The organism is Donghicola tyrosinivorans (assembly GCF_003003355.1).
GTDB classification, from domain to species: Bacteria; Pseudomonadota; Alphaproteobacteria; order Rhodobacterales; family Rhodobacteraceae; genus Donghicola; species Donghicola tyrosinivorans.
The window spans coordinates 201,794-224,274 of sequence record NZ_PVTQ01000001.1 but is presented as its reverse complement, the minus strand read 5'-3'; the positions used below and the strand labels follow the sequence as shown (position 1 = coordinate 224,274).

22 protein-coding genes and 1 tRNA gene are annotated in these 22,481 nt (G+C 59.7%); 11 read left to right on the top strand and 12 right to left on the bottom strand.

Annotated features, from left to right (window positions below):
* Positions 1-44: 44 nt before the first annotated feature.
* The 6 genes from CLV74_RS01095 to tgt form a co-directional block, all read right to left on the bottom strand.
* Positions 45-119: transfer RNA gene (locus CLV74_RS01095), tRNA-Val, on the bottom strand.
* A 12-nt stretch (positions 120-131) separates the two neighbouring features.
* Complete coding sequence (locus CLV74_RS01090; protein ID WP_106262364.1) at positions 132-512, bottom strand: HU family DNA-binding protein; 381 nt, start codon at positions 510-512, stop codon at positions 132-134.
* Between the two features lie 111 nt (positions 513-623).
* The gene (gene lon / locus CLV74_RS01085; protein WP_106262363.1) at positions 624-3,026 is read right to left on the bottom strand and encodes an endopeptidase La; all 2,403 of its coding nucleotides are present in this window, start codon (positions 3,024-3,026) and stop codon (positions 624-626) included.
* 372 nt (positions 3,027-3,398) lie between these two features.
* Positions 3,399-4,463, bottom strand: coding sequence for an alkene reductase (locus tag CLV74_RS01080; protein WP_106262362.1), 1,065 nt, complete (start codon positions 4,461-4,463; stop codon positions 3,399-3,401).
* A 129-nt stretch (positions 4,464-4,592) separates the two neighbouring features.
* Entirely contained in the window at positions 4,593-4,853 is a 261-nt protein-coding gene (locus CLV74_RS01075) for a chitin binding peritrophin-A domain-containing protein (RefSeq protein WP_106262361.1), read from the bottom strand.
* A gap of 89 nt (positions 4,854-4,942) precedes the next feature.
* A complete protein-coding gene (gene tgt / locus CLV74_RS01070) occupies positions 4,943-6,073 on the bottom strand; it encodes a tRNA guanosine(34) transglycosylase Tgt (protein ID WP_106262614.1) in 1,131 nt (376 codons plus the stop codon).
* A gap of 73 nt (positions 6,074-6,146) precedes the next feature.
* On the opposite strand from tgt, the gene rimK reads away from it, so the two are divergent.
* The 4 genes from rimK to tpiA all read left to right on the top strand — a co-directional run bounded on the left by rimK (position 6,147) and on the right by tpiA (position 9,264).
* Complete coding sequence (rimK, locus tag CLV74_RS01065; protein WP_106262360.1) at positions 6,147-7,577, top strand: 30S ribosomal protein S6--L-glutamate ligase; 1,431 nt, start codon at positions 6,147-6,149, stop codon at positions 7,575-7,577.
* Positions 7,578-7,676: 99 nt separating this feature from the next.
* Positions 7,677-8,039 carry an SUF system Fe-S cluster assembly protein gene (locus CLV74_RS01060; protein ID WP_106262359.1) on the top strand — a complete coding sequence of 121 codons (363 nt, stop codon included), beginning with the start codon at positions 7,677-7,679 and terminating at the stop codon, positions 8,037-8,039.
* A 33-nt stretch (positions 8,040-8,072) separates the two neighbouring features.
* Positions 8,073-8,450 carry a HesB/IscA family protein gene (locus CLV74_RS01055; RefSeq protein WP_106262358.1) on the top strand — a complete coding sequence of 126 codons (378 nt, stop codon included), beginning with the start codon at positions 8,073-8,075 and terminating at the stop codon, positions 8,448-8,450.
* 64 nt (positions 8,451-8,514) lie between these two features.
* Complete coding sequence (gene tpiA / locus CLV74_RS01050) at positions 8,515-9,264, top strand: triose-phosphate isomerase (RefSeq protein ID WP_106262357.1); 750 nt, start codon at positions 8,515-8,517, stop codon at positions 9,262-9,264.
* A 160-nt stretch (positions 9,265-9,424) separates the two neighbouring features.
* Here tpiA and CLV74_RS01045 read toward each other — a convergent pair whose 3' ends face one another.
* The 5 genes from CLV74_RS01045 to CLV74_RS01025 form a co-directional block, all read right to left on the bottom strand.
* Positions 9,425-10,801 carry a TRAP transporter large permease gene (locus tag CLV74_RS01045; protein ID WP_106262356.1) on the bottom strand — a complete coding sequence of 459 codons (1,377 nt, stop codon included), beginning with the start codon at positions 10,799-10,801 and terminating at the stop codon, positions 9,425-9,427.
* 4 nt (positions 10,802-10,805) lie between these two features.
* Positions 10,806-11,495, bottom strand: coding sequence for a TRAP transporter small permease (locus tag CLV74_RS01040; RefSeq protein WP_106262355.1), 690 nt, complete (start codon positions 11,493-11,495; stop codon positions 10,806-10,808).
* 88 nt (positions 11,496-11,583) lie between these two features.
* Positions 11,584-12,588 (bottom strand): DctP family TRAP transporter solute-binding subunit, encoded by a 1,005-nt coding sequence (locus CLV74_RS01035; protein ID WP_106262354.1) that lies wholly within the window; start codon positions 12,586-12,588, stop codon positions 11,584-11,586.
* A gap of 236 nt (positions 12,589-12,824) precedes the next feature.
* On the bottom strand, positions 12,825-14,051 hold the full coding sequence (locus tag CLV74_RS01030) for a sigma-54-dependent transcriptional regulator (protein ID WP_106262353.1): 1,227 nt from the start codon (positions 14,049-14,051) through the stop codon (positions 12,825-12,827).
* On the bottom strand, positions 14,051-15,742 hold the full coding sequence (locus tag CLV74_RS01025) for a sensor histidine kinase (protein ID WP_106262352.1): 1,692 nt from the start codon (positions 15,740-15,742) through the stop codon (positions 14,051-14,053). The genes CLV74_RS01030 and CLV74_RS01025 overlap by 1 nt, the downstream gene beginning before the upstream one ends.
* A gap of 110 nt (positions 15,743-15,852) precedes the next feature.
* On the opposite strand from CLV74_RS01025, the gene CLV74_RS01020 reads away from it, so the two are divergent.
* The gene (locus CLV74_RS01020; RefSeq protein WP_106262351.1) at positions 15,853-17,034 is read left to right on the top strand and encodes a cytochrome P450; all 1,182 of its coding nucleotides are present in this window, start codon (positions 15,853-15,855) and stop codon (positions 17,032-17,034) included.
* A gap of 6 nt (positions 17,035-17,040) precedes the next feature.
* Here the strand turns inward: CLV74_RS01020 and CLV74_RS01015 are convergent, their stop codons facing one another.
* Positions 17,041-17,502: an Lrp/AsnC family transcriptional regulator gene (locus tag CLV74_RS01015; RefSeq protein ID WP_106262350.1), complete on the bottom strand. Its 462-nt coding sequence runs from the start codon at positions 17,500-17,502 to the stop codon at positions 17,041-17,043.
* 196 nt (positions 17,503-17,698) lie between these two features.
* Between CLV74_RS01015 and CLV74_RS01010 the strand changes: the two genes are divergently transcribed.
* The 6 genes from CLV74_RS01010 to CLV74_RS00985 all read left to right on the top strand — a co-directional run bounded on the left by CLV74_RS01010 (position 17,699) and on the right by CLV74_RS00985 (position 22,480).
* Positions 17,699-18,004, top strand: a complete 306-nt coding sequence (locus CLV74_RS01010; protein ID WP_106262349.1) for a DUF2849 domain-containing protein — start codon at positions 17,699-17,701, stop codon at positions 18,002-18,004.
* Positions 18,005-18,007: 3 nt separating this feature from the next.
* The gene (locus tag CLV74_RS01005; protein WP_106262348.1) at positions 18,008-19,678 is read left to right on the top strand and encodes a nitrite/sulfite reductase; all 1,671 of its coding nucleotides are present in this window, start codon (positions 18,008-18,010) and stop codon (positions 19,676-19,678) included.
* Positions 19,668-20,459: a phosphoadenylyl-sulfate reductase gene (locus CLV74_RS01000; RefSeq protein ID WP_106262347.1), complete on the top strand. Its 792-nt coding sequence runs from the start codon at positions 19,668-19,670 to the stop codon at positions 20,457-20,459. The genes CLV74_RS01005 and CLV74_RS01000 overlap by 11 nt, the downstream gene beginning before the upstream one ends.
* The gene (locus CLV74_RS00995) at positions 20,456-20,848 is read left to right on the top strand and encodes a DUF934 domain-containing protein (RefSeq protein ID WP_106262346.1); all 393 of its coding nucleotides are present in this window, start codon (positions 20,456-20,458) and stop codon (positions 20,846-20,848) included. The genes CLV74_RS01000 and CLV74_RS00995 overlap by 4 nt, the downstream gene beginning before the upstream one ends.
* A 57-nt stretch (positions 20,849-20,905) precedes the next feature.
* Positions 20,906-21,751, top strand: coding sequence for a ferredoxin--NADP reductase (locus CLV74_RS00990; RefSeq protein WP_106262345.1), 846 nt, complete (start codon positions 20,906-20,908; stop codon positions 21,749-21,751).
* 225 nt (positions 21,752-21,976) lie between these two features.
* Positions 21,977-22,480, top strand: a complete 504-nt coding sequence (locus CLV74_RS00985; RefSeq protein WP_106262344.1) for a GNAT family N-acetyltransferase — start codon at positions 21,977-21,979, stop codon at positions 22,478-22,480.
* The last annotated feature ends 1 nt before the right edge of the window (position 22,481 follow it).

Genomic DNA, 22,481 nt, shown 5'->3' with positions numbered 1-22,481 from the left:
GATACGAAACGGGCGCGCCCTTTGCAGGGTGCGCCCTAGAATTCTGGTGGGTGATAAGAGATTTGAACTCCTGACATCTTCGATGTGAACGAAGCGCTCTACCACTGAGCTAATCACCCGTGGCGGCGGGTTTATTCGTCTTCGCCACCCTCTGCAAGACCCTTTCGGCCACCTTTTTCCACATTCTGCGGGACGCGCACTTTGCAGGTGACGACGGTGGCTTTACCGCCGGATTTGGTCCGCTTTGGCATGATGCGGCCCATTGGCGCGAGGTTCAATTCGCGCCCTTCGACCAGCTTTTCACCGATCAGTTGCAATGCCGCCTCAAGCACCTTTTTCACATCGGGACGCTTAACGTCGACCATCTCATTCACCGCATCCAGCAGGTCCTTTTTGCTGAACACAGGGCCTGCAACAGAGAGGTCGGCATCGGAAACAGTCGCAACAGTCGGAGCGGGCATAGCGGCGTCAATATCGCCGACGCGGTCTTGGTCGTAAGTGTCGTCTCTCATAATACAATCCTGTAGAAAGAAGCGTTATTTCCACCATGACGCGAACAAATCTAAAAGAAAAGGCGCAGCCACGGGGGCCACGCCTTTTCGGATCAACTTCGCGATCAACGCTTAGTGAGCAATCGCACTTGCGGCTTGCTGCTCGCTCAGACGTTTGGCAGCGGCGGCCTCTTCGGCAGCCTCATCCCATTCCACGGGCTCGGGCTGACGCACCAGCGCCTGCTCTAGCACCTGACTGACGTGAGTCACGGGGATGATTTGCAGACCCGCTTTCACGTTGTCCGGAATCTCCGGCAGATCCTTTTCGTTCTCTTGCGGGATGAACACCGTGGTGATGCCCCCGCGCAGAGCTGCCAGCAGCTTCTCTTTCAGACCACCGATCGCCAGCGCATTACCACGCAGGGTAACTTCGCCGGTCATGGCGATATCCTTGCGCACCGGAATACCCGTCAGCACAGACACGATCGAGGTCACCATCGCCAGACCAGCCGAGGGGCCGTCTTTCGGGGTGGCCCCTTCGGGCACGTGGACGTGAATATCCCAAGTGTCAAACTTGGGAGGCTTCACGCCGATCTGCGGGCTGATCGAGCGGACATAGCTGGACGCCGCGTCAATCGATTCCTTCATCACGTCGCCAAGCTTACCGGTGGTCTTCATCCGGCCCTTACCGGGCAGACGCAGGGCTTCGATCTGCAGCAGATCGCCCCCGACCGAGGTATAGGCCAGACCGGTGACTACACCCACCTGATCCTCTTTTTCGGCCAGACCATGACGGTAGCGCTTCACACCAAGGAAATCCTCAAGGTTTTCGGGGGTGACGGTAACGGTCTCCACCTCTTTCTTGATGATCTTGGTCACGGCTTTCCGCGCCAATTTGGCAATCTCACGCTCAAGGTTCCGGACGCCAGCCTCACGGGTGTAGTAGCGCACTACATCCAGTAAACCTTCGTCGGTGACCGCGAATTCGCCTTTCTTCAGACCATGACCCGCAATCTGTTTGGGGATCAGGTGACGACGGGCAATCTCGGTCTTTTCTTCCTCGGTGTAGCCGGACAGCGGGATGATCTCCATCCGGTCCAGCAGCGGCCCAGGCATGTTGTAGCTGTTCGATGTGGTCAGGAACATCACGTCGCTCAGGTCGTATTCCACCTCAAGATAGTGGTCCACGAAGGTCGAGTTCTGTTCAGGGTCCAGCACCTCCAGCATCGCCGATGCCGGATCGCCACGCATGTCCTGCCCCATCTTGTCGATCTCATCGAGCAGGATCAGCGGGTTGGTGGTTTTCGCCTTCTTCAGCGCCTGAATGATCTTGCCGGGCATCGAGCCGATGTAGGTCCGGCGGTGACCGCGGATCTCGGATTCGTCACGCACGCCGCCAAGGCTGATGCGGATAAACTCACGACCCGTGGCCTTTGCCACCGACTTACCCAGCGAGGTTTTACCCACGCCCGGAGGGCCGACGAGGCACATGATCGGGCCTTTCAGCTTTTTGCTGCGGCTTTGCACGGCCAGATATTCGACGATCCGCTCTTTGACCTTTTCCAGACCATAGTGATCGGTATCCAGAATCTCTTCGGCGCGGCCCAGATCCTTTTTGACGCGCGAACGCACGCCCCACGGGATCGACAGCATCCAGTCCAGATAGTTGCGCACAACGGTCGCTTCGGCGGACATCGGGCTCATGTTCTTGAGCTTTTTGATCTCGGCCTCGGCCTTTTCACGGGCCTCTTTCGACAGCTTGGTGTTGGCAACCTTTTCTTCCAGCTCGGCGACTTCGTTCTGTTCGTCGCCATCCCCCAGCTCGCGCTGGATCGCCTTCATTTGTTCGTTCAGATAGTATTCGCGCTGTGTGCGCTCCATCTGGGTCTTAACGCGGCTCTTGATCTTTTTCTCGACCTGAAGAACCGACATCTCGCCCTGCATCAGGCCATAGACATGCTCAAGACGGTCCGAGACCACCAGCATTTCCAGCAGCTCTTGCTTCTGCTTCACGTCGATGCCCAGATGACCGGCCACAAGGTCGGTCAGCTTGCCCGCGTCCTCGGTCTCCGAGACACTGGCCAGCGCTTCTTCAGGGATGTTTTTCTTGATCTTGGCGTAACGCTCGAACTCTTCGGCGACCGAATGCTCTAGGGCAGCAACCGCGGCTTCGTCGCCAAGGTCCTCTTCCAGCAGTTCAGCGCGGGCCTCAAAGAAGGCCTCGTTCGGCAGGTATTCCATGATTTTGACACGCGCGATGCCTTCGACCAGCACCTTCACGGTGCCATCGGGCAGCTTGAGCAGTTGCAGGACATTGGCCAGCACGCCGACCTTGTAGATGCCCTCTGTGCCCGGATCATCGATGCTGGCGTCAATCTGGCTGGACAGCAGGATCTGCTTGTCGTCCGCCATGACCTCTTCCAGCGCGCGCACCGACTTTTCACGGCCTACGAACAGCGGAACGATCATGTGTGGGAACACCACGATGTCACGCAGCGGCAGGACCGGATAAGAGGTGTTGAGAGGTTCTTGCATAATGCGTCCTTCTTCCTGGCAAGATGGCATCGGCCCCTAAGTCGGCAGCGCGTACCATCTCCACGTTTCCGACTGCTTAATTTGGGTGTTCAGAACACTCATTACAACCGGCTTTTGCTCACAATGCCCCCATGCTGCGGGAACGGCAAGGGCACAACAACCGCAGAAGGCGTAACTCTACCGCACCTTCTGCAGTATAGCACTACGACCCTTCGAACGTAGTAACTGTGCAAGCCGCGCACCAAACGCGCGGCCAAGGGATAAAAATCCGTAAAAACCTCATAAAACTGTGGTTTTTATTGCGGAAACAGGGGGCACGCCGATGGGTCTTCGGGCCTGCCCCAAGCTGTTTTATTCAGCAACCAAGCGGCCTTACAAGGTCGGGTAATCCGTATAGCCCTTGGCCCCACCGCCGTAGTAGGTACTTTGGTCGCCCGCGTTCAGGGGCGCGTCCTGATGCCAGCGCAGAACCAGGTCGGGATTGGCAATGAAGGGGCGGCCCACGGCCACCAGATCAACCCCGTCCGCCAGACGTTTGTTTGCCAGCGCTTTGTCATAGCCGTTGTTGCCCATGTAGGTGCCCTTGTAGAGGGCGCGCAGCTTTTCGAACTCGCCATCACGGGCGCCGCCCGTTTGGCCTTCGACCACGTGCAGGTAGGCCAGCTTGTATTCGTTCAGGCGTTCAAAGACCGGCGTGAAGGTGGCCAGCGGATCGCTGTCACTGACCCCGTTGGCATTCGCAAACGGCGACAGGCGCAGGCCCACATGTTCCGCGTCCCAAGCGGCGATGACCGCGTCCAGAACCTCAAACAACAGACGAGTGCGGTTGGCAACGCTGCCGCCATAACGGTCGGTCCGCTTGTTCGCGCCGTCTTTCATGAACTGGTCCAGTAGATAGCCGTTGGCCCCATGCACCTCGACCCCGTCAAAGCCCGCCTCTTTGGCGCAGCGGGTGGCGTGGGCGTAATCCTCGATCACGCGGGTTAGTTCCTCAGTGCCAAGCGCACGGGGAACCGAGGTTTCTTCAAACCCGTTTTTGGTAAAGGTCTTCACCCCTGCCCCGATGGCGCTGGGGGCCACTGGCGGCTCATTATTCGGCTGGATCGAGGTGTGCGAGATCCGCCCCACGTGCCAAAGCTGCACGACGATCTTGCCGCCTTCAGCGTGGACTGCATCAGTCACCTTTTTCCATGCGGCCACTTGGCCATTGGTGAAGATTCCGGGGGTCTGGATATAGCCTTTGCCTTCGGGGCTGATATTGGTGGCCTCGGTGATCAGCAGACCCGCCGTTGCACGCTGGCGATAATATTCCACATGCAGATCATTCACTTCGCCAGTCTCATCATCTGCACGGTTGCGGGTCAACGGCGCCATTACGATGCGGTTCGCCATCTTGATCTTGCCAGCGGTGAAGGGGGTAAAAACGGTGTCGGTCATCACAGAACTCCTGAAATCATGCACCCAGCGCGGGGCGTCTGCTTTGACCTATGAACGTAACGAGGCGCTGCAAGTTCCCCTACAGCGCCTCATTGAACACGTTGTTGTGCGAATGTGCGGCAGTGAGCGCTATTTCTTGTCCTCAGCTTCGCACTGAGCCGCCTCTGGCCAGTCGCAGACCTGAAGGTCCGCGTTGAAGTGCAGTTCTCCGGGGCACGAGAATTCATAGGCCTGCCCCCAGTCGCATTTGCAAAACTTCGTGCAATCGGACGGATGCGGCAGGTGCAGAGCAAACTCGCCGTTGTCCGCAGGGCACATCGCATCGGCGCAGGTCTTTTCTTGGGCAAAGGCAGGGCCAGACAGCGCCAGAAAAACAATCAAGAAACGCATGATCTCTCCATATTTCAGAAATACGGAGAGATTATCGCAATGACCCTGCTTCGATTAGCGCAAAACGCCTAACCTTTTAGCGCAAATCATCAAAGCGGCTCGATATCCCCTTCGGCGCGTTTGGCGTGGAAATCGGCCTCCCATGCGGCAAAGGTGCCTGCGGAGATGGCGTCGCGCATGCCCTGCATTAGGTCCTGATAGTAATGCAGGTTGTGCCATGTCAGCAGCATGGACTGGATGATTTCCTTGGCGCGGAAAGTGTGGTGGAAATAGGCGCGACTGTAGTTCCGGCAAGCGGGGCAGCCGCATTCCTCATCTAAGGGACGCGGGTCATCCTGATGGCGGGCGTTCTTGATGTTCAGCACACCGCGACGGGTAAAGACCTGCCCCGTCCGGCCCGAGCGGGACGGCAGCACGCAGTCCATCATATCAATGCCCCGCTTCACGGCGCCCACGATATCATCAGGCTTGCCGACACCCATCAGATAACGCGGCTTGTCCACGGGCAGCATGTCGGGCGCATATTCCAGCACGTCGAACATCATGTCCTGCCCTTCGCCCACGGCCAGACCGCCGACGGCGTAGCCGTCAAAGCCGATCTTCTGTAGCGCCTCGGCGCTTTCCTCGCGCTGGTCGCGGAAGACGCTGCCCTGCTGGATGCCGAACAGCGCGTGACCGGGCCGATCCCCGAAAGCATCGCGCGACCGCTGCGCCCACCGCATAGACAGACGCATCGATTCCAGTGCCTGCGCTTCGGTGGCTGGGAACGGAGTGCATTCGTCGAAACACATAACAATATCGGACCCCAGCAGGCGCTGGATCTCCATGCTGCGCTCAGGCGTGATTTCGTGCTTAGACCCGTCCACATGGCTTTTGAAGGTCACGCCTTTTTCGGTCAGCTTGCGCAGTCCGGCCAGCGACATGACCTGAAACCCGCCCGAATCCGTCAGGATGGGACGGTCCCAGTTCATGAACTTGTGCAGGCCGCCCAAACGGTCGATCCGTTCCGCCGTGGGGCGCAGCATCAGGTGATAGGTATTGCCAAGCAGGATATCAGCACCGGTCGCCCGAACGCTTTCGGGCAGCATCGCCTTGACCGTCGCCGCCGTGCCTACTGGCATGAATGCAGGCGTCCGAATTTCCCCCCGCGGCGTTTCAATCACGCCAGTGCGGGCTTTCCCATCTGTAGCCTTGAGATCAAAGCGAAAACCTGTTGCCATGGTCATACTCTCGTTTTATCGCGCCCCCAGTATAAGTCGAACCTTATGGTCCGACGACAAGGAGCCCCCTTAAATGACCGAACCCCATGACATTGCAGAAGCCGCCCCGCTGCCCCTTACGCTTGGCTGGGAAGAGTGGGTAAGTCTGCCTGATCTGGGTCTGCCGGCCTTGCGCGCCAAAGTCGACACCGGAGCGCGCACCAGTGCTTTGCACGCCTTTGACATTGAATCCTTCGGCAGTGCAACCCGTCCGCGCGTGCGCTTTACCGTGCATCCCATCCCCGGACGCGAAGATCTGGTCATCCCTTGCTCGGCCGAGATCATCGACCGCCGCGAGGTCACCAGCTCGAACGGTGAGACCGAGTTGCGGTATGTGATCCAGTCCAAACTGCTGATCAATGGAGTCGACTGGCCCGTTGAGCTGACCCTGACCGACCGCCGCACCATGGCGGCCCGCATGCTGCTGGGGCGTCAAGCTTTGGGTGAACGGGTGACCGTGGCCCCCGCTGAACGGTTCTGCCAGCCCAAGCTGAATTACGACGTCTATCACACCACCAAGATCGCCCAATCGGCCCCCCGCCGCGCCCTGCGCGTGGCTGTGCTAAGCCGCGAGACCAACTTCTCGACGGGCCGTCTGGTGGAAGAAGGCGAAGCCCGCGGCCACTCGGTGGAGGTGATCGACACCGCCCGCTGCTACATGGCGATCAATGCGCTTGCGCCCGAAGTTTACTACGACGGCAAACGCCTGCCCCGCTATGACGCGGTGATCCCGCGCATCGGTGCCAGCATCACCAGCTATGGCACAGCGATCATGCGCCAGTTCGAAACCATTGGCACCTATTGCGTGAACGGCAGCCAAGGCATCACCGCCAGCCGTGACAAACTATATGCGCACCAGTTGATGGCCAAGGCCAAGATCGGCATGCCCGTCACGGCCTTTGCCAGCTCGCCCAAGGACACCAGCAACCTGATCGGTCTGGTGGGCAGTGCGCCCCTGATCGTCAAGCTGCTGGAATCGACCCAAGGCAAAGGCGTGGTTCTGGCCGAAACCAAGAAAGCCGCCGAGTCGGTGATCGACGCGTTCCGCGGCCTGAAAGCCAACTTTCTTGTGCAACAGTTCGTGAAAGAAGCCGCAGGCGAGGATATCCGCTGCCTGGTGATCGACGGCAAAGTCGTCGCCTCGATGAAGCGCACCGGCGCCGAAGGGGATTTCCGCAGCAACCTGCATCGGGGCGGCAGCGCCACCGCAATTCGCATCACCAAGGAAGAGCGTGACACCGCCATCCGCGCCGCCAAAACCTTTGGCCTTGGCTTGGCGGGCGTGGACCTGCTGCGCTCGGACGATGGCCCGAAGGTGCTAGAGGTAAACTCGTCCCCCGGCCTTGAGGGAATCGAGAAAGCCAGCAAGAAAAACATCGCTGGCATGCTGTTCGACGCAATCGAACTGAAAGTGCGCCCTGCGCCTGTGCGCCGCAGAAAGGCTGATTCAGGCGCCGAAAGCTAAGGCACCGGCCCCTGCAATACCTCAGACTCATCGCCTCCCACTTTACGGGAGGCGGGGCATTCCCTATATGAATGCTCAGGAAATAGAACAGGACAGATGATGACCCAGGCGAATGAACAGCTGGAAGGCACGCCCCTGATCGCACCTTCGTCGACCGATCACCCCCTGCATGAGGCGATCGTCGAGGCGTGTCGCACCGTGTTTGACCCGGAAATTCCGGTGAACATCTACGACTTGGGCCTGATCTACACGATCAACATCTCGCCCGAAAACGAGGTTCATGTCATCATGACCCTAACCGCGCCCGGCTGCCCCGTTGCAGGCGACATGCCCGGCTGGATTCAGGATGCGATCGAACCGGTCCCCGGCGTGAAAAGCGCCACGGTCGAGCTGGTCTTCGACCCGCCCTGGGGCATGGAAATGATGAGCGACGAAGCCCGGCTGGAATTGGGCTTTATGTAACCCTCTTTGCGCCCTGCGCAGAAAGGACACGACATGTTCGCAATCCCCGGAAAACAGGCCGTCAGCATCTCGGATGCGGCGGCAAAGCAGATCACCAAACTGATGGCACGCGACGGCTCGCAAGGGCTGCGGATCGGCATCAAGAAAGGTGGCTGCGCCGGTATGGAATACACGATGGAGTATGTCTCCGAAGTTGATCCCAACGACGAAGTGGTCGAACAGAACGGCGCCCGCGTGATGATCGCGCCTATGGCCCAGATGTTCCTGTTCGGCACCGAAATCGACTATGAAACCAGCCTGCTGGAATCGGGGTTTAAATTCCGTAACCCCAACGTGGTGGACGCCTGCGGCTGCGGGGAATCCATCAAATTCAAAGACATCGAAGAGCTGAAGGCTGAACAGGGTCAATAAGCCCGCTTGACGCTTCCCGCCCCCTCCGCGATTGTTCGCGCAAACACAACGCGAGGGGGACGGAATGCGTCGCAAATTTGCCGCTGGCAACTGGAAGATGAACGGAACGGGCGAGGCCCTTTCGGAACTCAACGAACTCACCAACACTTATCAGAGCGCCGATATCGATATCGCGATCTGCCCGCCCGCAACGCTTGTGGACCGCGCCTCCGAGGCAGCCTCAGGCAGCGCCGTAGCCATTGGCGGTCAGGACTGCCACGCAAACACCTCTGGTGCGCACACCGGTGACATCAGCGCCGACATGCTGCGTGATGCAGGTGCAACCTATGTGATCGTCGGCCACTCGGAACGCCGCGAAGATCATGGCGAAAGCTCGGACAATGTGGCCGACAAAGCCACCGCAGCCTATGACGCGGGCCTGATTGCAATCGTCTGCATCGGCGAAAGCCTCGACACCCGCAACGCCGGCGACACCCTCGCCCTGATTGGCGAGCAACTGGCCGAAAGCCTGCCCGACAGCGCCACAGGCACCAACACCGTGATCGCTTATGAGCCGATCTGGGCCATCGGCACCGGCCTGACACCCACCCTCGACCAGATCGCCGAAGTCCACGATTTCATGCGGGACACCCTAGCCAAGCGCTTCGGCACCGAGGCCGCAGACGCCTTCCGTTTGCTCTATGGTGGTTCGGTCAAACCCGGCAACGCCGCCGAAATCTTTGCCACCTCAAACGTCGACGGCGCTTTGGTTGGCGGTGCAAGCCTGAAGGCAAGCGACTTCTCTGACATAATCGACGCGCTTGCGGGCGCCTGAGCGACATTGAGTATTTAAGCAATAAGGAAGTCATAATTTTTCACACTTCCTTATTGTAAAAATACTCGAAAAACTCCGCGCAAAGAAAAGGCGCCGTTCCAGATTGGAGCGGCGCCTTTTGCAGTGGAGGGGAACCGGGCGTTGAACCGCCCGGCATTTGTTATTTGGTTATGATTTCCGGACCCATGAAGGTTGTCGGCAGATAGGTCGACAGCCACGGGATGTAGGTCACCATGATCAGGAACACGAACAGCACGGCTAGGAAGGGCAGCGCGGCGCGCACCACCGACATCATCGGCATACCGGCCACACCGGAGGTCACGAAGAGGTTCAGACCTACGGGCGGGGTGATCATACCGATCTCCATGTTCACCACCATGATGATGCCCAGATGGATCGGATCGATGCCAAGTTCGATGGCAATCGGGAACACCAGCGGTGCGACGATCACGATGAGGCCCGAGGGCTCCATGAACTGGCCGCCGATCAGCAGGATCACGTTGACGATGACCAGGAACATGATCGGGCCAAAGCCTGCGTCCAGCATCATGCCAGCGATGTGCTGGGGGATCTGCTCGTCGGTCAGCACGTGCTTCAGGATCAGCGCGTTGGCGATGATGAACATCAGCGTCACGGTCAGCTTGCCCGCATCGAACAAGGTGTTCTTGGTGTCCTTGTGGAAGAACGCGGTAACGATGGCTTTGGGCTGCTGGATCAGCGAGAGGTTCCGCTCGCCTTCAGGACGGGCCAGCGGGCCCATGTCGCGGTAAACGAAGGTTGCGATCAGGAACGAATAGACGGCTGCCACAGCTGCGGCTTCGGTCGGGGTGAAGATACCGCCGTAGATACCGCCCAGAATGATCACGATCAGGAAGAGGCCCCAGCCGGCTTCGCGACCCGAGGTCATGACCTCGCCCCAGCCCTGCCATTCGCCTTTGGGCAAGTTGCGGACTTTGGCGATGATATAGATCGTCAGCATCAGCATGGTGCCAGCCATCAGGCCGGGGATCACGCCTGCAAGGAACATGCGGCCGACCGACACGTCGGTTGCCGACGCATAGACCACCATCACGATCGAGGGCGGGATCAGGATGCCCAAGGTACCTGCGTTGGCGATGACGCCTGCGGCAAAGTCCTTGCTATAGCCCACCTGACGCATACCAGCGATCACGATCGAGCCGATGGCCACAACGGTCGCGGGAGATGAGCCCGACAGGGCGGCGAACAGCATACAGGCAAAGACACCCGCAATCGCCAGACCACCGGGGAAGTGCCCCACCAGCGCGATAGAGAAGCGGATGATCCGCCGCGCCACGCCGCCCGTGGACATGAAGGACGAGGCCAGAATGAAGAAGGGGATCGCCAGCAGGGTGTAGTGACCAGCCATCGCTTGGAAAAAGCTTTGGGCAATCGACGACAGCGAGGTTTCCGACAGCACCAGCAGGAATACAACGGACGAGAAGCCAAGGCTGACCGCGATCGGTACGCCGACCAGCATCAGGCCGACGATCATGGCAAAGAGAATTGCGACTTCCATCGGATTATTCCTCGTAGTTCATGTGGCGCACGTCATCGACGGCGTCTTCAGCTTCGTGGCTGACGATCAGGCTGTCTGTCTGGCCGCGCATCACCTGAATGAAGGCTTGGATGAAGCGGAACAGCAGCAGGCCCATGCCGATCGGCAGCATGGCGTAGGGGATGAAACGGGGCAGCTTTTCATAGTGATCGCCGTCATTCATCAGAGGTTCGATCCAGCGCAGCCACTCGGGCATCGGCAGTTCAAGAACCTCGTACCACGCGCGGTAGCTGGTACGTTTCATCTCTTCCAGACCAGTGGGGAACCAGTGGCCGTTAGTCTGGGGCAGGTTGGCAAAGTTGGCCCAGTAGTCCCATGCGCCCTTGAACAGAAGGAATGCATAGGCGACGCAGATCGCCGCGGCGACGATCGCCAACAGACGGCGTACGGGCGCCGAGAACATGCTGGTCAGGGCGTCGACCCCGAGGTGTGCAGTGACCTTGACCGCGTAGCTGATCCCGAACAGCACCAGCCAAGCGAAAAGGAATGTGGTCGCTTCCAGACCCCAGCTGAGGCTGGCGTTGAAACCGTAGCGCAACACGACGTTCATGAAGGTGACGAGGGTCATCAGGCCCAGAAGGATCGCAATGATCGTTTCTTCCAGTGAATTGATGAACCGCCCCAGAGCCGTTTTCGGCTCGTATTTTGCGGACATGGGGACGCTCCTGAGAGGTGGTTGGGTTATGAACCAAGACCCCGGCCCCCGTAAAAGGGCCGGGGCAATATCAGATCAAAGGTGCAGCTTAGTGCTTGGCGTTGATCGCCTGAGCCGCGTCGATGTTCTCCTGACCAACGTCAGCGGTGAACTGCGACCAAACGGGCATCATTGCATCAACCCATGCCTGACGCTGTTCAGCGTTCAATTCACGGATCTCGCCGCCGGCATCCAGAACCGCCTGACGGGCTTCTGCGTCGACTTCTGCGATGGCTGCGTTACGGCTGGTGGTGACTTCTTCGACGATGGTTGCCAGCTGGTCACGTACGTCCGCGTCCAGGCTATCCCACCAGTCAACCGAAGTGACCAGCATGTAGTCCAGAACACCGTGGTTGGTTTCGGTGGTGCCGTCCTGCACTTCGAAGAACTTCTGGCCGTAAACGTTCGACCAGGTGTTTTCCTGACCGTCAACAACGCCGGTCTGCAGAGCGCCGTAAACTTCCGAGAAGGCCATCGGCTGGGGCGATACGCCGATCGCTTCCATCTGCGCCTTGATCACTTCCGACGGCTGAACGCGGAACTTCAGGCCAGCTGCATCGGTGGGCAGGGTCAGCGGCTTGTTTGCCGACATCTGCTTCATGCCGTTGTGCCAGAAGCCCAGACCCAGCAGGCCGCGCTTGACCATCGATTCCTTCATACCTGCGCCCGCTTCCGAGTTCTGGAACTCGTCAACAGCTTCCATGTTCTTGAACATGAAGGGCAGGTCGAAAATGCGGAAGACTTTGGTGAACTGTTCGAACTTCGACAGCGAGGGGGCCGCCATCTGAACGTCGCCTTGCAGCATCGCTTCCAGAACCTGGTCGTCGTTGTAGAGGGTCGAGTTAGGGTACACTTCCATGCACGCCTTGCCGTTCATCTCGTCGTTGACGCGCTGCTGCAGCAGCGATGCGGCCAGACCTTTGGGGTGCTTGTCGGTGTTGGTGACGTGGCTCAGCTTGATAACAACTTCGCCTTCATCACACTGGGCCATCGCGCCAGCGGCGCCGGTAACGGTCAGAGCAAGAGCGGTTGCTGCGGTTGCGAGAAATTTCATGGTTCTCCTCCCCATTGAAATTAAAATACCCAAGCCTCACATGAGACTTCGCAGCAGAGGTAAACGCCCAAGGCCTTAGCCCCTCAAGCGGATAATCACATTTTCGACATTGGGGCGGATTTCTTAATATTTACCGGCAGTTAAGGGTTGCACAAAACGCAACCCAGCCATGCGGCAGCGCGGCGATGTGCGAAATCCCGCACATGGGATTTTCGCCTTGTGCGAAAATCCGCACATTACTCGGAGCGGAAGTCTTCAGCACGAATCCCGTGGCGGGTCAGCTTGTCGTAGAAAGTCTTGCGCGGCAGTTTTAGTGCTTTTGCAGCAGCGGTCGCCTGCCCTGCATGCTTACGGAGAGCTTCAATAAGCAGTGACCGTTCTACTTGTGCCATCTGCTCGGCCAAACCAAGGCTTTGATCTTCGACCACATCACCCAAACGCAGGGCAAAGCGCATGGCGGCGTTCATCAAGGCACGGGCGTTGCCGGGCCAGTCCTGCGCCATCAGACGGGCGATGACCTCGGACGTGATTTCAGGGGCCGAAACGCCCGCCTGCTCGGCGGCCTGCGCCACATATTGGCGGAACAGGACGGGAATATCTTCGGGCCGTTCGCGCAGGTCGGGGATGTACACCCGCACGCCTTCAAGGCGGTAATAGAGATCGGCGTTGAACTGCCCCTCGGCCACAAGCGCGGCAAGATCACGCGTGCTTCCTGCTAGAACCCGTGCGCCCGCATTTTCCAGCCGCGTCAGCAAAGAGAACTGGGTTTCACTGGGCAAAAGCGCGACTTCGTCCAGAAAAATGCTGCCGTTCTCGGCCCGCTCCATCGCCTCGGCCAAGGCTTCGGGGTTGAGACCTGCGGCGCTGCGCTTTTCAAAGGGCTCTTTGGCGCGGGGAGACATCAGGTGGATCACCTCGGCCACTTTGTAGACACCCGTCCCGGGCGCGCCGGTGACCAGCACATCGGTCGCGGTGCCCGCAATTGTGCGCACGGTGGCACGCAGGGTCTCCATCGCTTGGGACTTGCCGAAGATCATCCGCGCCGCCGGATCGCCCGCAGTCAGTTGTGCCCGCAAGCGGCGGTTTTCCAGCACCAGCCCGCGATGGGCCAGCGCCTTTTCCAATGCGGCCAATAGATCCTTAGGCGCACAGGGCTTTTCCAGAAAGTCAAAGGCCCCTGCCCCCATCGCCTGCACCGCCATGGGAATATCGCCTTCACCGGTCAAAAGGATCACCGGCAGGTCCGCATCCACCTTGCGCACATAGTCCAGCAAGTAGAACCCGTCGCGCCCAGGCATACGGATATCCGACAGGATCACCCCGTTAAAATCCGCCTGAATCAGATCCTTGGCACCAACGAATGACCCCGCCAGCGTCGGATGCAGCCCGCCAAGATCCAGCGTTTGGCCCAAAGCCTCGCGCACGGCCATATCATCTTCGACGATCAGGACATTGGTCAGCATCAGGGGGTTTCCTCTTGCCAAGGTTGCAGTTCGACCGAGAACAAAGCGCCCTCGTCAGGGCTGTTTTCGCCCCGTATCACGCCGCCAAAGGATTGCACCAGACCGTATGAGATCGAAAGCCCAAGACCCATCCCCTCGGACGCGCCGACTTCTTTGGTGCTATAAAACGGGTCGAAAATCTTTTCGGGGGCCTCGATGCCGGGGCCGGTGTCGGCCACGGTCATCAGCACCGGATCACCTTCGGTCAGGGTGATTGTCAGGCAGCGGAACGTCTGCCCCGTCATCGCATCAATCGCGTTAGAGATAAGGTTCAGCGTGACCTGTTGCAGGCGCACATCGCCGCCGCGCACCAGCACCGGATGGGCCGGAGGAGACCAGACCAGCGCCACCCCTTCCTGCTTCATCCGCGCCTCGCTTAGTTCCAGCGCGTTCGCGATCACCTGCACCAGATCGACACGGCCCACGGGTTCACGCTCTTGCCGCGCAAAGGCCCGCAGGTTCTTGATGATCCGTCCCATGCGCCGCGCCATGTCTGAAATCCGCTCAAGGTTCTTGGCAGCATCTGCATCGCGCCCACGCTCCATGAACAGAACGGCGTTCTCGGCAAAGGTCTGGATCGCCATCAACGGCTGGTTCAATTCATGACTGATGCCTGCGGACATCTTTCCCAAAGCGCTTAGCTTTCCCGCCTGCACCAGATCGGCCTGCGCCTGCTCTAGTTCAGCGGTGCGTTGGGCCACCCGCTCTTCCAGTTGCAGGTTGGCAAGGGACAAGGCGCGGCGGCGTTCGGTCACAAGGAACAAGAGCGCCCCAAAGAACAGCAGGATCACTGCCGCCACCGTCGCCTGCAACGCCGCGATATTACGGGCCGATGCCGTATCGACCAGCGCTTCGGCCTGCATCCCGACCACCGGCAGATCGCGCACCAGATGCAGGGACTTGGCAGGCACATAGCGGCCCGCATCCAGCGCCCAATGTTCAACACCGTCGCGGGTGGTCGCTTCAAACGGCAGAAAGGGCCGCAAGGGGGCTGCGCGGTAATCGGCGTTCTGGCTTTGCCGCCCCTTCCCCCGCTGCAAGTACAGCAGTTCTTCCCGGTTCGAGATAAATACAACGCCCAAATCGTCGGTGAAGAACACCACTGGCACGCCCCCGCGCCAGTCGCGCTCAAGCCGCTCGATGTCCACGACGACCACAATCGCGCCCTTCACGGCCCCATCCTCGGCAAAGACCGGCGCGGCGTAGTAAAAGGCACGACGCTGGAACCGCGGGCTGACTGCGTGAAAACTGCCAAGCCCTCCGTCCATCGCCCGTTGGAACATGGGCATCGCGGACCAATCCACCGTATCCGCCCCATTCGCATTACCGATCAACCGCCCGCTGCGATCCAACAGCATCACATCCAAAGCCGTTGTTTTATCGGCAGATTTCACGAACAGCGTTCGCAGAGCTTCACGGTTCGACGGATCGGTCACATAGGGATGGTCCGACAGATAAACCGCCAGTTCGCGATAGCGCTGAAGCTCGGCCCGCAGGCGGTCAGCGGCCAGTTCAAGGTCAGCCCGTCCCCGCTGCGCGGTCTGCTGCAAGGCTTGGGTATAGCTGTAATGCCAGATCGCCCCGCTGATTGCGGCAGTGCCCATCAGAAACAGCAGGATCAGGACAAATCGACGTTCGAACAGAGCTTTCATATCAGCCTTCTACCAAACCTGCCCATGCAGGCGCCAGACAGCGCAATGACCATGGGGCAGACAGGGCCTAGATCATTGCGCGGACTATAGAATTCTTCTTACATGCGCCTATGACACGGATACAGCAATCGCCCACTGACCCTGCCTTTGTGCAAAACCCCTACCCGTTTTACGACTCGGCCCGCGCGCGGGCGCAGGTGCTGTGGTGGGACGAATACGCCATGCCCGCTGTCTTTAGTCATGCCGCCGTCAGCGCCCTGCTGAAGGACCGTCGTTTTGGACGCGAGGTCCCGCCCGAGAACGCTGTTCCTGCCCCCGACCACCTGACTGCCTTTTACGGGGTCGAGGCCCATTCGATGCTGGAACTTGAGGCACCCCGCCACACCCGCCTGCGCGGTCTGGTGCTGCGGGCTTTCACCAGCCGCCGGATCAAGGCGTTAGAGCCGGAAATCCGCGCCCTCTGTCACCAGTTGATCGACAATCTGCCCGCTGGGGGCTGCGATCTGCTGCCCGCCTATTGCACGCCCATTCCGGTCATCGTTATCGCCCGCCTCTTAGGCGTTCCCGAAGAGATGGCCCCGCAATTGCTGCGCTGGTCCAACGACATGGTGGGCATGTACCAAGCGGGCCGCACGCGCGCCCATGAAGACGCCGCCAACCTTGCCGCGCAGGAATTTACCGCCTTCATGGCGGATTATATCGACCAGCGGCGACGGGATGCGCGGGACGATCTGATCTCGGAACTGATCAAAGCCGAAGAGGACGGCCAGCGCCTGACCACGGAAGAGATGATCACCACCTGCATCCTGCTGCTGAACGCAGGGCATGAGGCCACGGTGCACACACTGGGGAACGGCGTGAAGACTCTGCTAGAGGAAAACGTTCCCCTATCGGCGCTGAAACCGGACACCATTTCCGGCACGGTCGAGGAAGTCCTGCGCTTCGATCCGCCCCTGCACGTCTTCACCCGCTATGCCTATGAGGACATTCACCTCTTTGGCTATGACTTCAAACGGGGCGATCAGGTGGCATTGATGCTGGCCTCGGCCAACCGCGACCCTGCCGCATGGGCTGATGCCGGAACATTCGACCCGAAACGGGCCATCAAGACGAACACCAGTTTCGGCGGCGGCATCCATTTTTGCATCGGGGCACCGCTGGCACGGCTAGAGCTACAGATCGCGCTAGAGGTCCTGTTCGACCGCCTGCCCAATCTAGCGCTGGACGGCACCCCGTCCTACGCCGATGTCTATCATTTCCACGGGCTCAGCGCCCTGCCTGTCCGCTATTAAAGCGGTTTATAGCGGCAGGGCTGTGGTGCTCTTGATCTGCTCCATCGACAGCAGCGCGGTCACGTTATGCACCCGCACCTCTGAAATCAGCGCCTGATAAAAGGCGTCATAGGCACGGGCGTTCTGCACACGCACCTTCAGGATATAGTCGATATCCCCCGCCAGACGGTGCGCCTCTTGCACTTCGGGGCGCGATTTCACCGCGTTCAGGAATGCCTCTTGCCATTCCTTCTCATGGGCGCTGGTGCGGATCAGCACAAAGAAACATGCCTCAAAACCAAGGGCTTCAGGGTCCAGAACGGCGGTCTGCGCACCAATGACGCCCGCCTCTTTCAGCTTGCGGATTCGATTCCACACAGGGGTCTTGGAAGAGCCGACTTTGCGGGCGATCTCATCCAATGACTGACTGGCATCCTCCTGCAACTCGGAAAGGATTTTCCGGTCTATCTGGTCCAGACGCACACTCATTCTCATTTTCTCCTGTTTGGGGAAACCGGCGTTCTTCCCGCCGCACGATTTGGAACAATCATTCTTATCTCCGCCGACATATAGCCAATTAGGGGGACAATTTCCTATATCTAACCCCAAGTCAAGCCAGCCACGGCACGCCAAGACAGACGGGTCCGGCCGGCGCAATTCGTTTCATCACAGGAGCTCGGCTCATATGGCCCGCAAATTCACGCCCAAGGTTGTGACCGCAAACCATCTGCTGGAAGGCGATGTCATCTACTTCACCGCAGACGACCGCTGGACCCGTAACCTCTGTGAGGCCGAGCTGATCGAAGACGAAGCTCACGCCGACGTCCGACTGCTGGATGCGAACCGTGACCAATCCATCGTCGTCGGCGTCTATCTGGCCGACGCCATCGCGGGCCCGAACGGCCCCGAGCCCACCCACTTCCGCGAGGACTTCCGCCGCACCGGCCCGTCCAACTACTTCCACGGCAAACAGGCAGAGGCAAAGGTTTAACCGATGTACAAGTACAACGAATTCGACGCCGCCTTTCTGGCCGAGCGTAACGCCCAGTTCCGCGCTCAGGTCGAGCGCCGCATCGACGGCAGCCTGACCGAGGACGAATTCCGCCCCCTGCGCCTGATGAATGGTCTGTACCTGCAACTGCACGCCTACATGCTGCGCGTGGCAATCCCCTACGGCACCCTGTCGTCGGACCAGATGCGCCAACTGGCTCTGCTGGCGGAAAAGTGGGACAAAGGCTACGGCCACTTCACCACCCGTCAGAATATCCAGTACAACTGGCCCAAGCTGCCTGATGTGCCGGATATGCTGGACGCTCTGGGCGAGGTTGGCCTGCACGCTATCCAGACGTCGGGCAATACCATCCGTAACGTGACCGCCGACCACTTTGCCGGTGCGGCTGCCGATGAACTGGCAGACCCCCGCCCCGTGGCCGAACTGCTGCGCCAGTGGTCCACCGACCACCCCGAATTCCAGTTCATGCCGCGCAAATTCAAGATCGCGATCACCGGCTCGCCCAATGACCGCGCCGTGACCAAGGCCCACGACATCGGCCTGCGCATGGTGGAAAAAGACGGCCAGATCGGCTTTGAGGTGATCGTCGGTGGCGGCCTTGGCCGCACCCCGATGGTTGGCAAGGTGATCAACCCCTTCGTCACCCACGAAGACCTGCTGCCCTATCTGGAAGCCATCGTCAGCGTCTGGAACATCGAAGGCCGCCGCGACAACAAATACAAAGCGCGTATCAAGATCACTGTACATGAACAGGGTTTGGACACCTTCCGCGCCAAAGTCGAAGAGCGTTTCGCGGTGCTCAAGCCCCAGTTCGGCGGCTTTGACCAGAAACTGCTGGCCGAGATCGAACAGCACTTCCTGCCGCCCGCCTTCAAGAACGACGAAGTCGTCGGCTTCCAGACCGCCTATGACAACGATCCGGTGTTCCGTTCGTGGATCGACACCAACATCACCGCCCACAAGCGTGATGACCATGCGATCGTGACCATCTCGATCAAGCAGCACGGCAAAACCCCCGGTGACGCCAGCGCCGAGCAGATGCGCCTGATGGCCGAACTGGCCGACCGTTTCGCCTATGGCGAGCTGCGCATCAGCCACGAGCAAAACGTGATCATGCCCCACGTCCACAAGTCGGGCCTGCCGGAACTGTTCAAAGCGCTGAAAGCTGCCGATCTGGGCACCGCGAACGTCGGCCTTGTGTCGGATATCATCGCCTGCCCCGGCATGGACTACTGCGCACTGGCCACCGCGCGCTCGATCCCGATTGCACAGCAGATCGCGACCCGCATCGAAGACCTGAAGATCGAACACGAAGTGGGCGAGCTGAAGATCAAGATCTCGGGCTGCATCAACGCCTGTGGTCACCACCACGTGGGCCACATCGGCATTCTGGGTCTGGACCGCGCTGGCGTGGAAAACTACCAGATCACTCTGGGCGGCGATCACACCGAAAACATGGTGGTCGGCGAACGGGCGGGCCCCGGTTTCAGCTACGACAATATCGTTCCCGCGATCGAGCGTCTGATCTTGGCCTATCTGGACCTGCGCAGCAGCGCAGACGAACGTTTCATTGATGCCTACCGGCGTGTGGGCCCCGCTCCTTTCAAAGCGGCGCTCTACCCCGAGGCGGAGGCAAAGGCCAATGCAGCCTGAACGAAAACCTGATCCTTTTGCCGGTCAGCCCGCGACCGCGCCCTTGGGCGTGGATGCGGATCTGGCGGCACGGGTCGCGGCTCTGAACGCAAGGTATCGCCACCACGGCGCGACCTCGGTTCTAGAGCAGGCCCTGAAAGATCCCGACGCAGGCAAGCTTGCGTTGGTGTCCAGCTTTGGCGCGGAATCGGTGGTTCTGTTGCACCTGATGTCGATCATCAACCGGCACACGCCGGTGATCTTTATCGACACCCAGATGCTCTTTGCCGAAACGCTGGCCTATCAGGCCGAACTGGCCGAACGTCTGGCACTGGAAGACATGCGCATCATCCGCGCAGCCGATCTGGATGTCGCCCGTCAGGACCCCGACGGCACCCTGCACCAGTTCGACACCGATGCGTGCTGCAACCTGCGCAAGACCATCCCGCTGGAAAACGCCTTGAAAGGCTTTGACGGCTGGATCACCGGCCGCAAGCGGTTCCAGTCCGGCACCCGCGCCGCCCTCGATTTCTTCGAGGTCGAAGACGGCACCGGCCGGATCAAGGTCAATCCTCTGGCCAAATGGGCGCCCGAGGACATCAAGAACTATATGGAAGAAAACCGCCTGCCCCGTCACCCGCTGGTGGCCAAAGGCTATCCCTCAATCGGCTGTGCGCCTTGCACCTCGCCGGTCAAGGAAGGCGAAGACCCCCGTGCCGGTCGTTGGCGCGGACAGGACAAGACTGAATGCGGCATCCATTTCGTAAATGGAAAAATGGTCCGCAAAGGAGTGAACGCATGACTGTACTCGTGACCGATGCGGGCTTCACCGCAGATGACTGGACCGGTGGCTTTGAAGATCGCGCAGATGTGGCAACCCTGCCCTCTGACGCGGACGCTGCCGCCATTGCCGATCAATTGGGCACTCTGGCGCTGATCCGCGTGGAATTTCCCTCCTTTGCAGATGGCCGCGGTTTTGGTATTGCCCGACGTCTGCGAGATATGGGCTACAAAGGGCGTCTGCGCGCCACCGGCCACGTGATCTCTGACCAATACGCCATGGCCCGCCGGTGCGGCTTTGACGAGGTCGAGATCAGTGACGACCTTGCCGCCCGCCAGCCCGAAGACCAGTGGCAGTTCCGCGCCAGCTGGCAAGCCCATGACTATCAGTCGCGCCTGCGCGCGTCCTGACACACTTTCAAAATTCCGAATACGTTGCTATATGGCACGTAGAGAAAGGGATATCCGATGACCGAACAAACCGCTGTTCAAGCCGCCGCCGCAAGCAAAGTGGTCCTGCCCGACGCGCAGACCGTGACCGAAGTCACCCACTGGACCGACCGCCTCTTCTCGTTCCGCGTATCGCGCCCCGCGTCGCTACGCTTCCGCTCTGGCGAATTCGTCATGATCGGCCTGATGGGCGATCCCGATCCCAAGACCGGCAAGCAAAAGCCCCTGCTGCGCGCTTACTCCATCGCCTCGCCCGCTTGGGACGAAGAGCTCGAGTTCTACTCGATCAAGGTGCAGGACGGCCCGCTCACCTCGAAGCTGCAGCACATCCAGCCCGGCGACCAGATCATCCTGCGCCCCAAGCCCGTGGGAACACTGGTCCATGATGCCCTGCTGCCCGGCAAGCGCCTGTGGCTCTTCGCCACCGGCACCGGCATCGCCCCCTTTGCCTCGCTCATCCGCGAGCCGCAAACCTATGAAGACTACGACCAGATCATCCTGACCCACACCTGCCGCGAAGTGGCAGAGCTGGAGTATGGCAAACAACTGGTCGAAAACGTCCGCAACGACGAACTTCTGGCCGAACTGATGGGCGAAGGCTTCGCAGACAAGCTGGTCTACTACCCGACCACCACGCGGGAAGAAAGCCCCCGTATGGGCCGCATCACCGACCTGCTGAAAGACGGCACCGTCTACAAAGACCTCGGCATCGACGGCATCAAACCCGAAACCGACCGCGGCATGGTCTGCGGCTCGCTGCCCTTCAACAAAGACATCATGGCCATCCTCGAAGAGGCCGGCCTGCGTGAAGGCGCCAACTCGGAACCCGCCGAATTCGTGGTGGAAAAAGCCTTCGTCGGCTAACCGCCACACACCAAGCCAAATACACAAAAGCCGCCGTCAGGACCCTCCCGACGGCGGCTTCTTTATTGCATAAATACTCAATTCACCACCGCAACCAGCCCGCGCCAGCGATACCGGCTTCTTCTCGACCCAAATACTCACAGCACCCCGCCAGCCGTATTCGCAAACAAAACAGTCATTCTTCCGCGATATTGTCCACTTACGCATTTGAGAAAAGGCGCACCTATGATCAGCATTCCCACGCTCACCACGTCTCGTCTGACCCTTCGTCCCATACAGGCGGCAGATTGGGATGCCTATCATCGCCTGATGACGTCCGACCGCTCCATCTTCATGGGCGGCCCATTTGACACAACCAAAGCTTGGGGCATGTTCTGCGCCGATCATGCTCAATGGAGCCTTTTCGGATGTGGGGCCCTTATGATCCAGAATACAGCCAGCGGTGAATGCCTCGGGCAAGTGGCGATCAATTCAGGACCGCTGTTTCCGGAATTCGAGTTAGGCTGGTATCTCTACCCCGAGGCCGAGGGGTATGGCTTTGCATATGAAGCCGCTGCCGCTCTGCGCGCATGGAGCCTAGATGCCGCGCATATCACTACCCTCGTGAGCTACATCGATGCGGAAAATCTCAGGTCGATCGGGCTGGCAAAGCGGCTTGGCGCGCCGCTGGATCGCGGCGCACAGCGGCCTGATCCCTCGGATCTGGGCTATCGGCATTACGGCGCATAAG

What these genes read in the sequence shown, in the direction of transcription:
- lon (WP_106262363.1), bottom strand. Translation starts at nt 3,026, where the DNA reads ATGCAAGAACCTCTCAACACCTCTTATCCGGTCCTGCCGCTGCGTGAC.
- rimK (WP_106262360.1), top strand. Translation starts at nt 6,147, where the DNA reads ATGACCGAACCCCATGACATTGCAGAAGCCGCCCCGCTGCCCCTTACG.
- CLV74_RS00995 (WP_106262346.1), top strand. Translation starts at nt 20,456, where the DNA reads ATGACTGTACTCGTGACCGATGCGGGCTTCACCGCAGATGACTGGACC.
- CLV74_RS00990 (WP_106262345.1), top strand. Translation starts at nt 20,906, where the DNA reads ATGACCGAACAAACCGCTGTTCAAGCCGCCGCCGCAAGCAAAGTGGTC.
- CLV74_RS01005 (WP_106262348.1), top strand. Translation starts at nt 18,008, where the DNA reads ATGTACAAGTACAACGAATTCGACGCCGCCTTTCTGGCCGAGCGTAAC.
- CLV74_RS01075 (WP_106262361.1), bottom strand. Translation starts at nt 4,853, where the DNA reads ATGCGTTTCTTGATTGTTTTTCTGGCGCTGTCTGGCCCTGCCTTTGCC.
- CLV74_RS01090 (WP_106262364.1), bottom strand. Translation starts at nt 512, where the DNA reads ATGAGAGACGACACTTACGACCAAGACCGCGTCGGCGATATTGACGCC.
- CLV74_RS01040 (WP_106262355.1), bottom strand. Translation starts at nt 11,495, where the DNA reads ATGTCCGCAAAATACGAGCCGAAAACGGCTCTGGGGCGGTTCATCAAT.
- CLV74_RS00985 (WP_106262344.1), top strand. Translation starts at nt 21,977, where the DNA reads ATGATCAGCATTCCCACGCTCACCACGTCTCGTCTGACCCTTCGTCCC.
- tgt (WP_106262614.1), bottom strand. Translation starts at nt 6,073, where the DNA reads ATGGCAACAGGTTTTCGCTTTGATCTCAAGGCTACAGATGGGAAAGCC.
- CLV74_RS01055 (WP_106262358.1), top strand. Translation starts at nt 8,073, where the DNA reads ATGTTCGCAATCCCCGGAAAACAGGCCGTCAGCATCTCGGATGCGGCG.
- CLV74_RS01045 (WP_106262356.1), bottom strand. Translation starts at nt 10,801, where the DNA reads ATGGAAGTCGCAATTCTCTTTGCCATGATCGTCGGCCTGATGCTGGTC.
- CLV74_RS01010 (WP_106262349.1), top strand. Translation starts at nt 17,699, where the DNA reads ATGGCCCGCAAATTCACGCCCAAGGTTGTGACCGCAAACCATCTGCTG.
- CLV74_RS01000 (WP_106262347.1), top strand. Translation starts at nt 19,668, where the DNA reads ATGCAGCCTGAACGAAAACCTGATCCTTTTGCCGGTCAGCCCGCGACC.
- CLV74_RS01020 (WP_106262351.1), top strand. Translation starts at nt 15,853, where the DNA reads ATGACACGGATACAGCAATCGCCCACTGACCCTGCCTTTGTGCAAAAC.
- CLV74_RS01080 (WP_106262362.1), bottom strand. Translation starts at nt 4,463, where the DNA reads ATGACCGACACCGTTTTTACCCCCTTCACCGCTGGCAAGATCAAGATG.
- CLV74_RS01025 (WP_106262352.1), bottom strand. Translation starts at nt 15,742, where the DNA reads ATGAAAGCTCTGTTCGAACGTCGATTTGTCCTGATCCTGCTGTTTCTG.
- CLV74_RS01030 (WP_106262353.1), bottom strand. Translation starts at nt 14,051, where the DNA reads ATGCTGACCAATGTCCTGATCGTCGAAGATGATATGGCCGTGCGCGAG.
- CLV74_RS01035 (WP_106262354.1), bottom strand. Translation starts at nt 12,588, where the DNA reads ATGAAATTTCTCGCAACCGCAGCAACCGCTCTTGCTCTGACCGTTACC.
- CLV74_RS01015 (WP_106262350.1), bottom strand. Translation starts at nt 17,502, where the DNA reads ATGAGTGTGCGTCTGGACCAGATAGACCGGAAAATCCTTTCCGAGTTG.
- tpiA (WP_106262357.1), top strand. Translation starts at nt 8,515, where the DNA reads ATGCGTCGCAAATTTGCCGCTGGCAACTGGAAGATGAACGGAACGGGC.
- CLV74_RS01060 (WP_106262359.1), top strand. Translation starts at nt 7,677, where the DNA reads ATGACCCAGGCGAATGAACAGCTGGAAGGCACGCCCCTGATCGCACCT.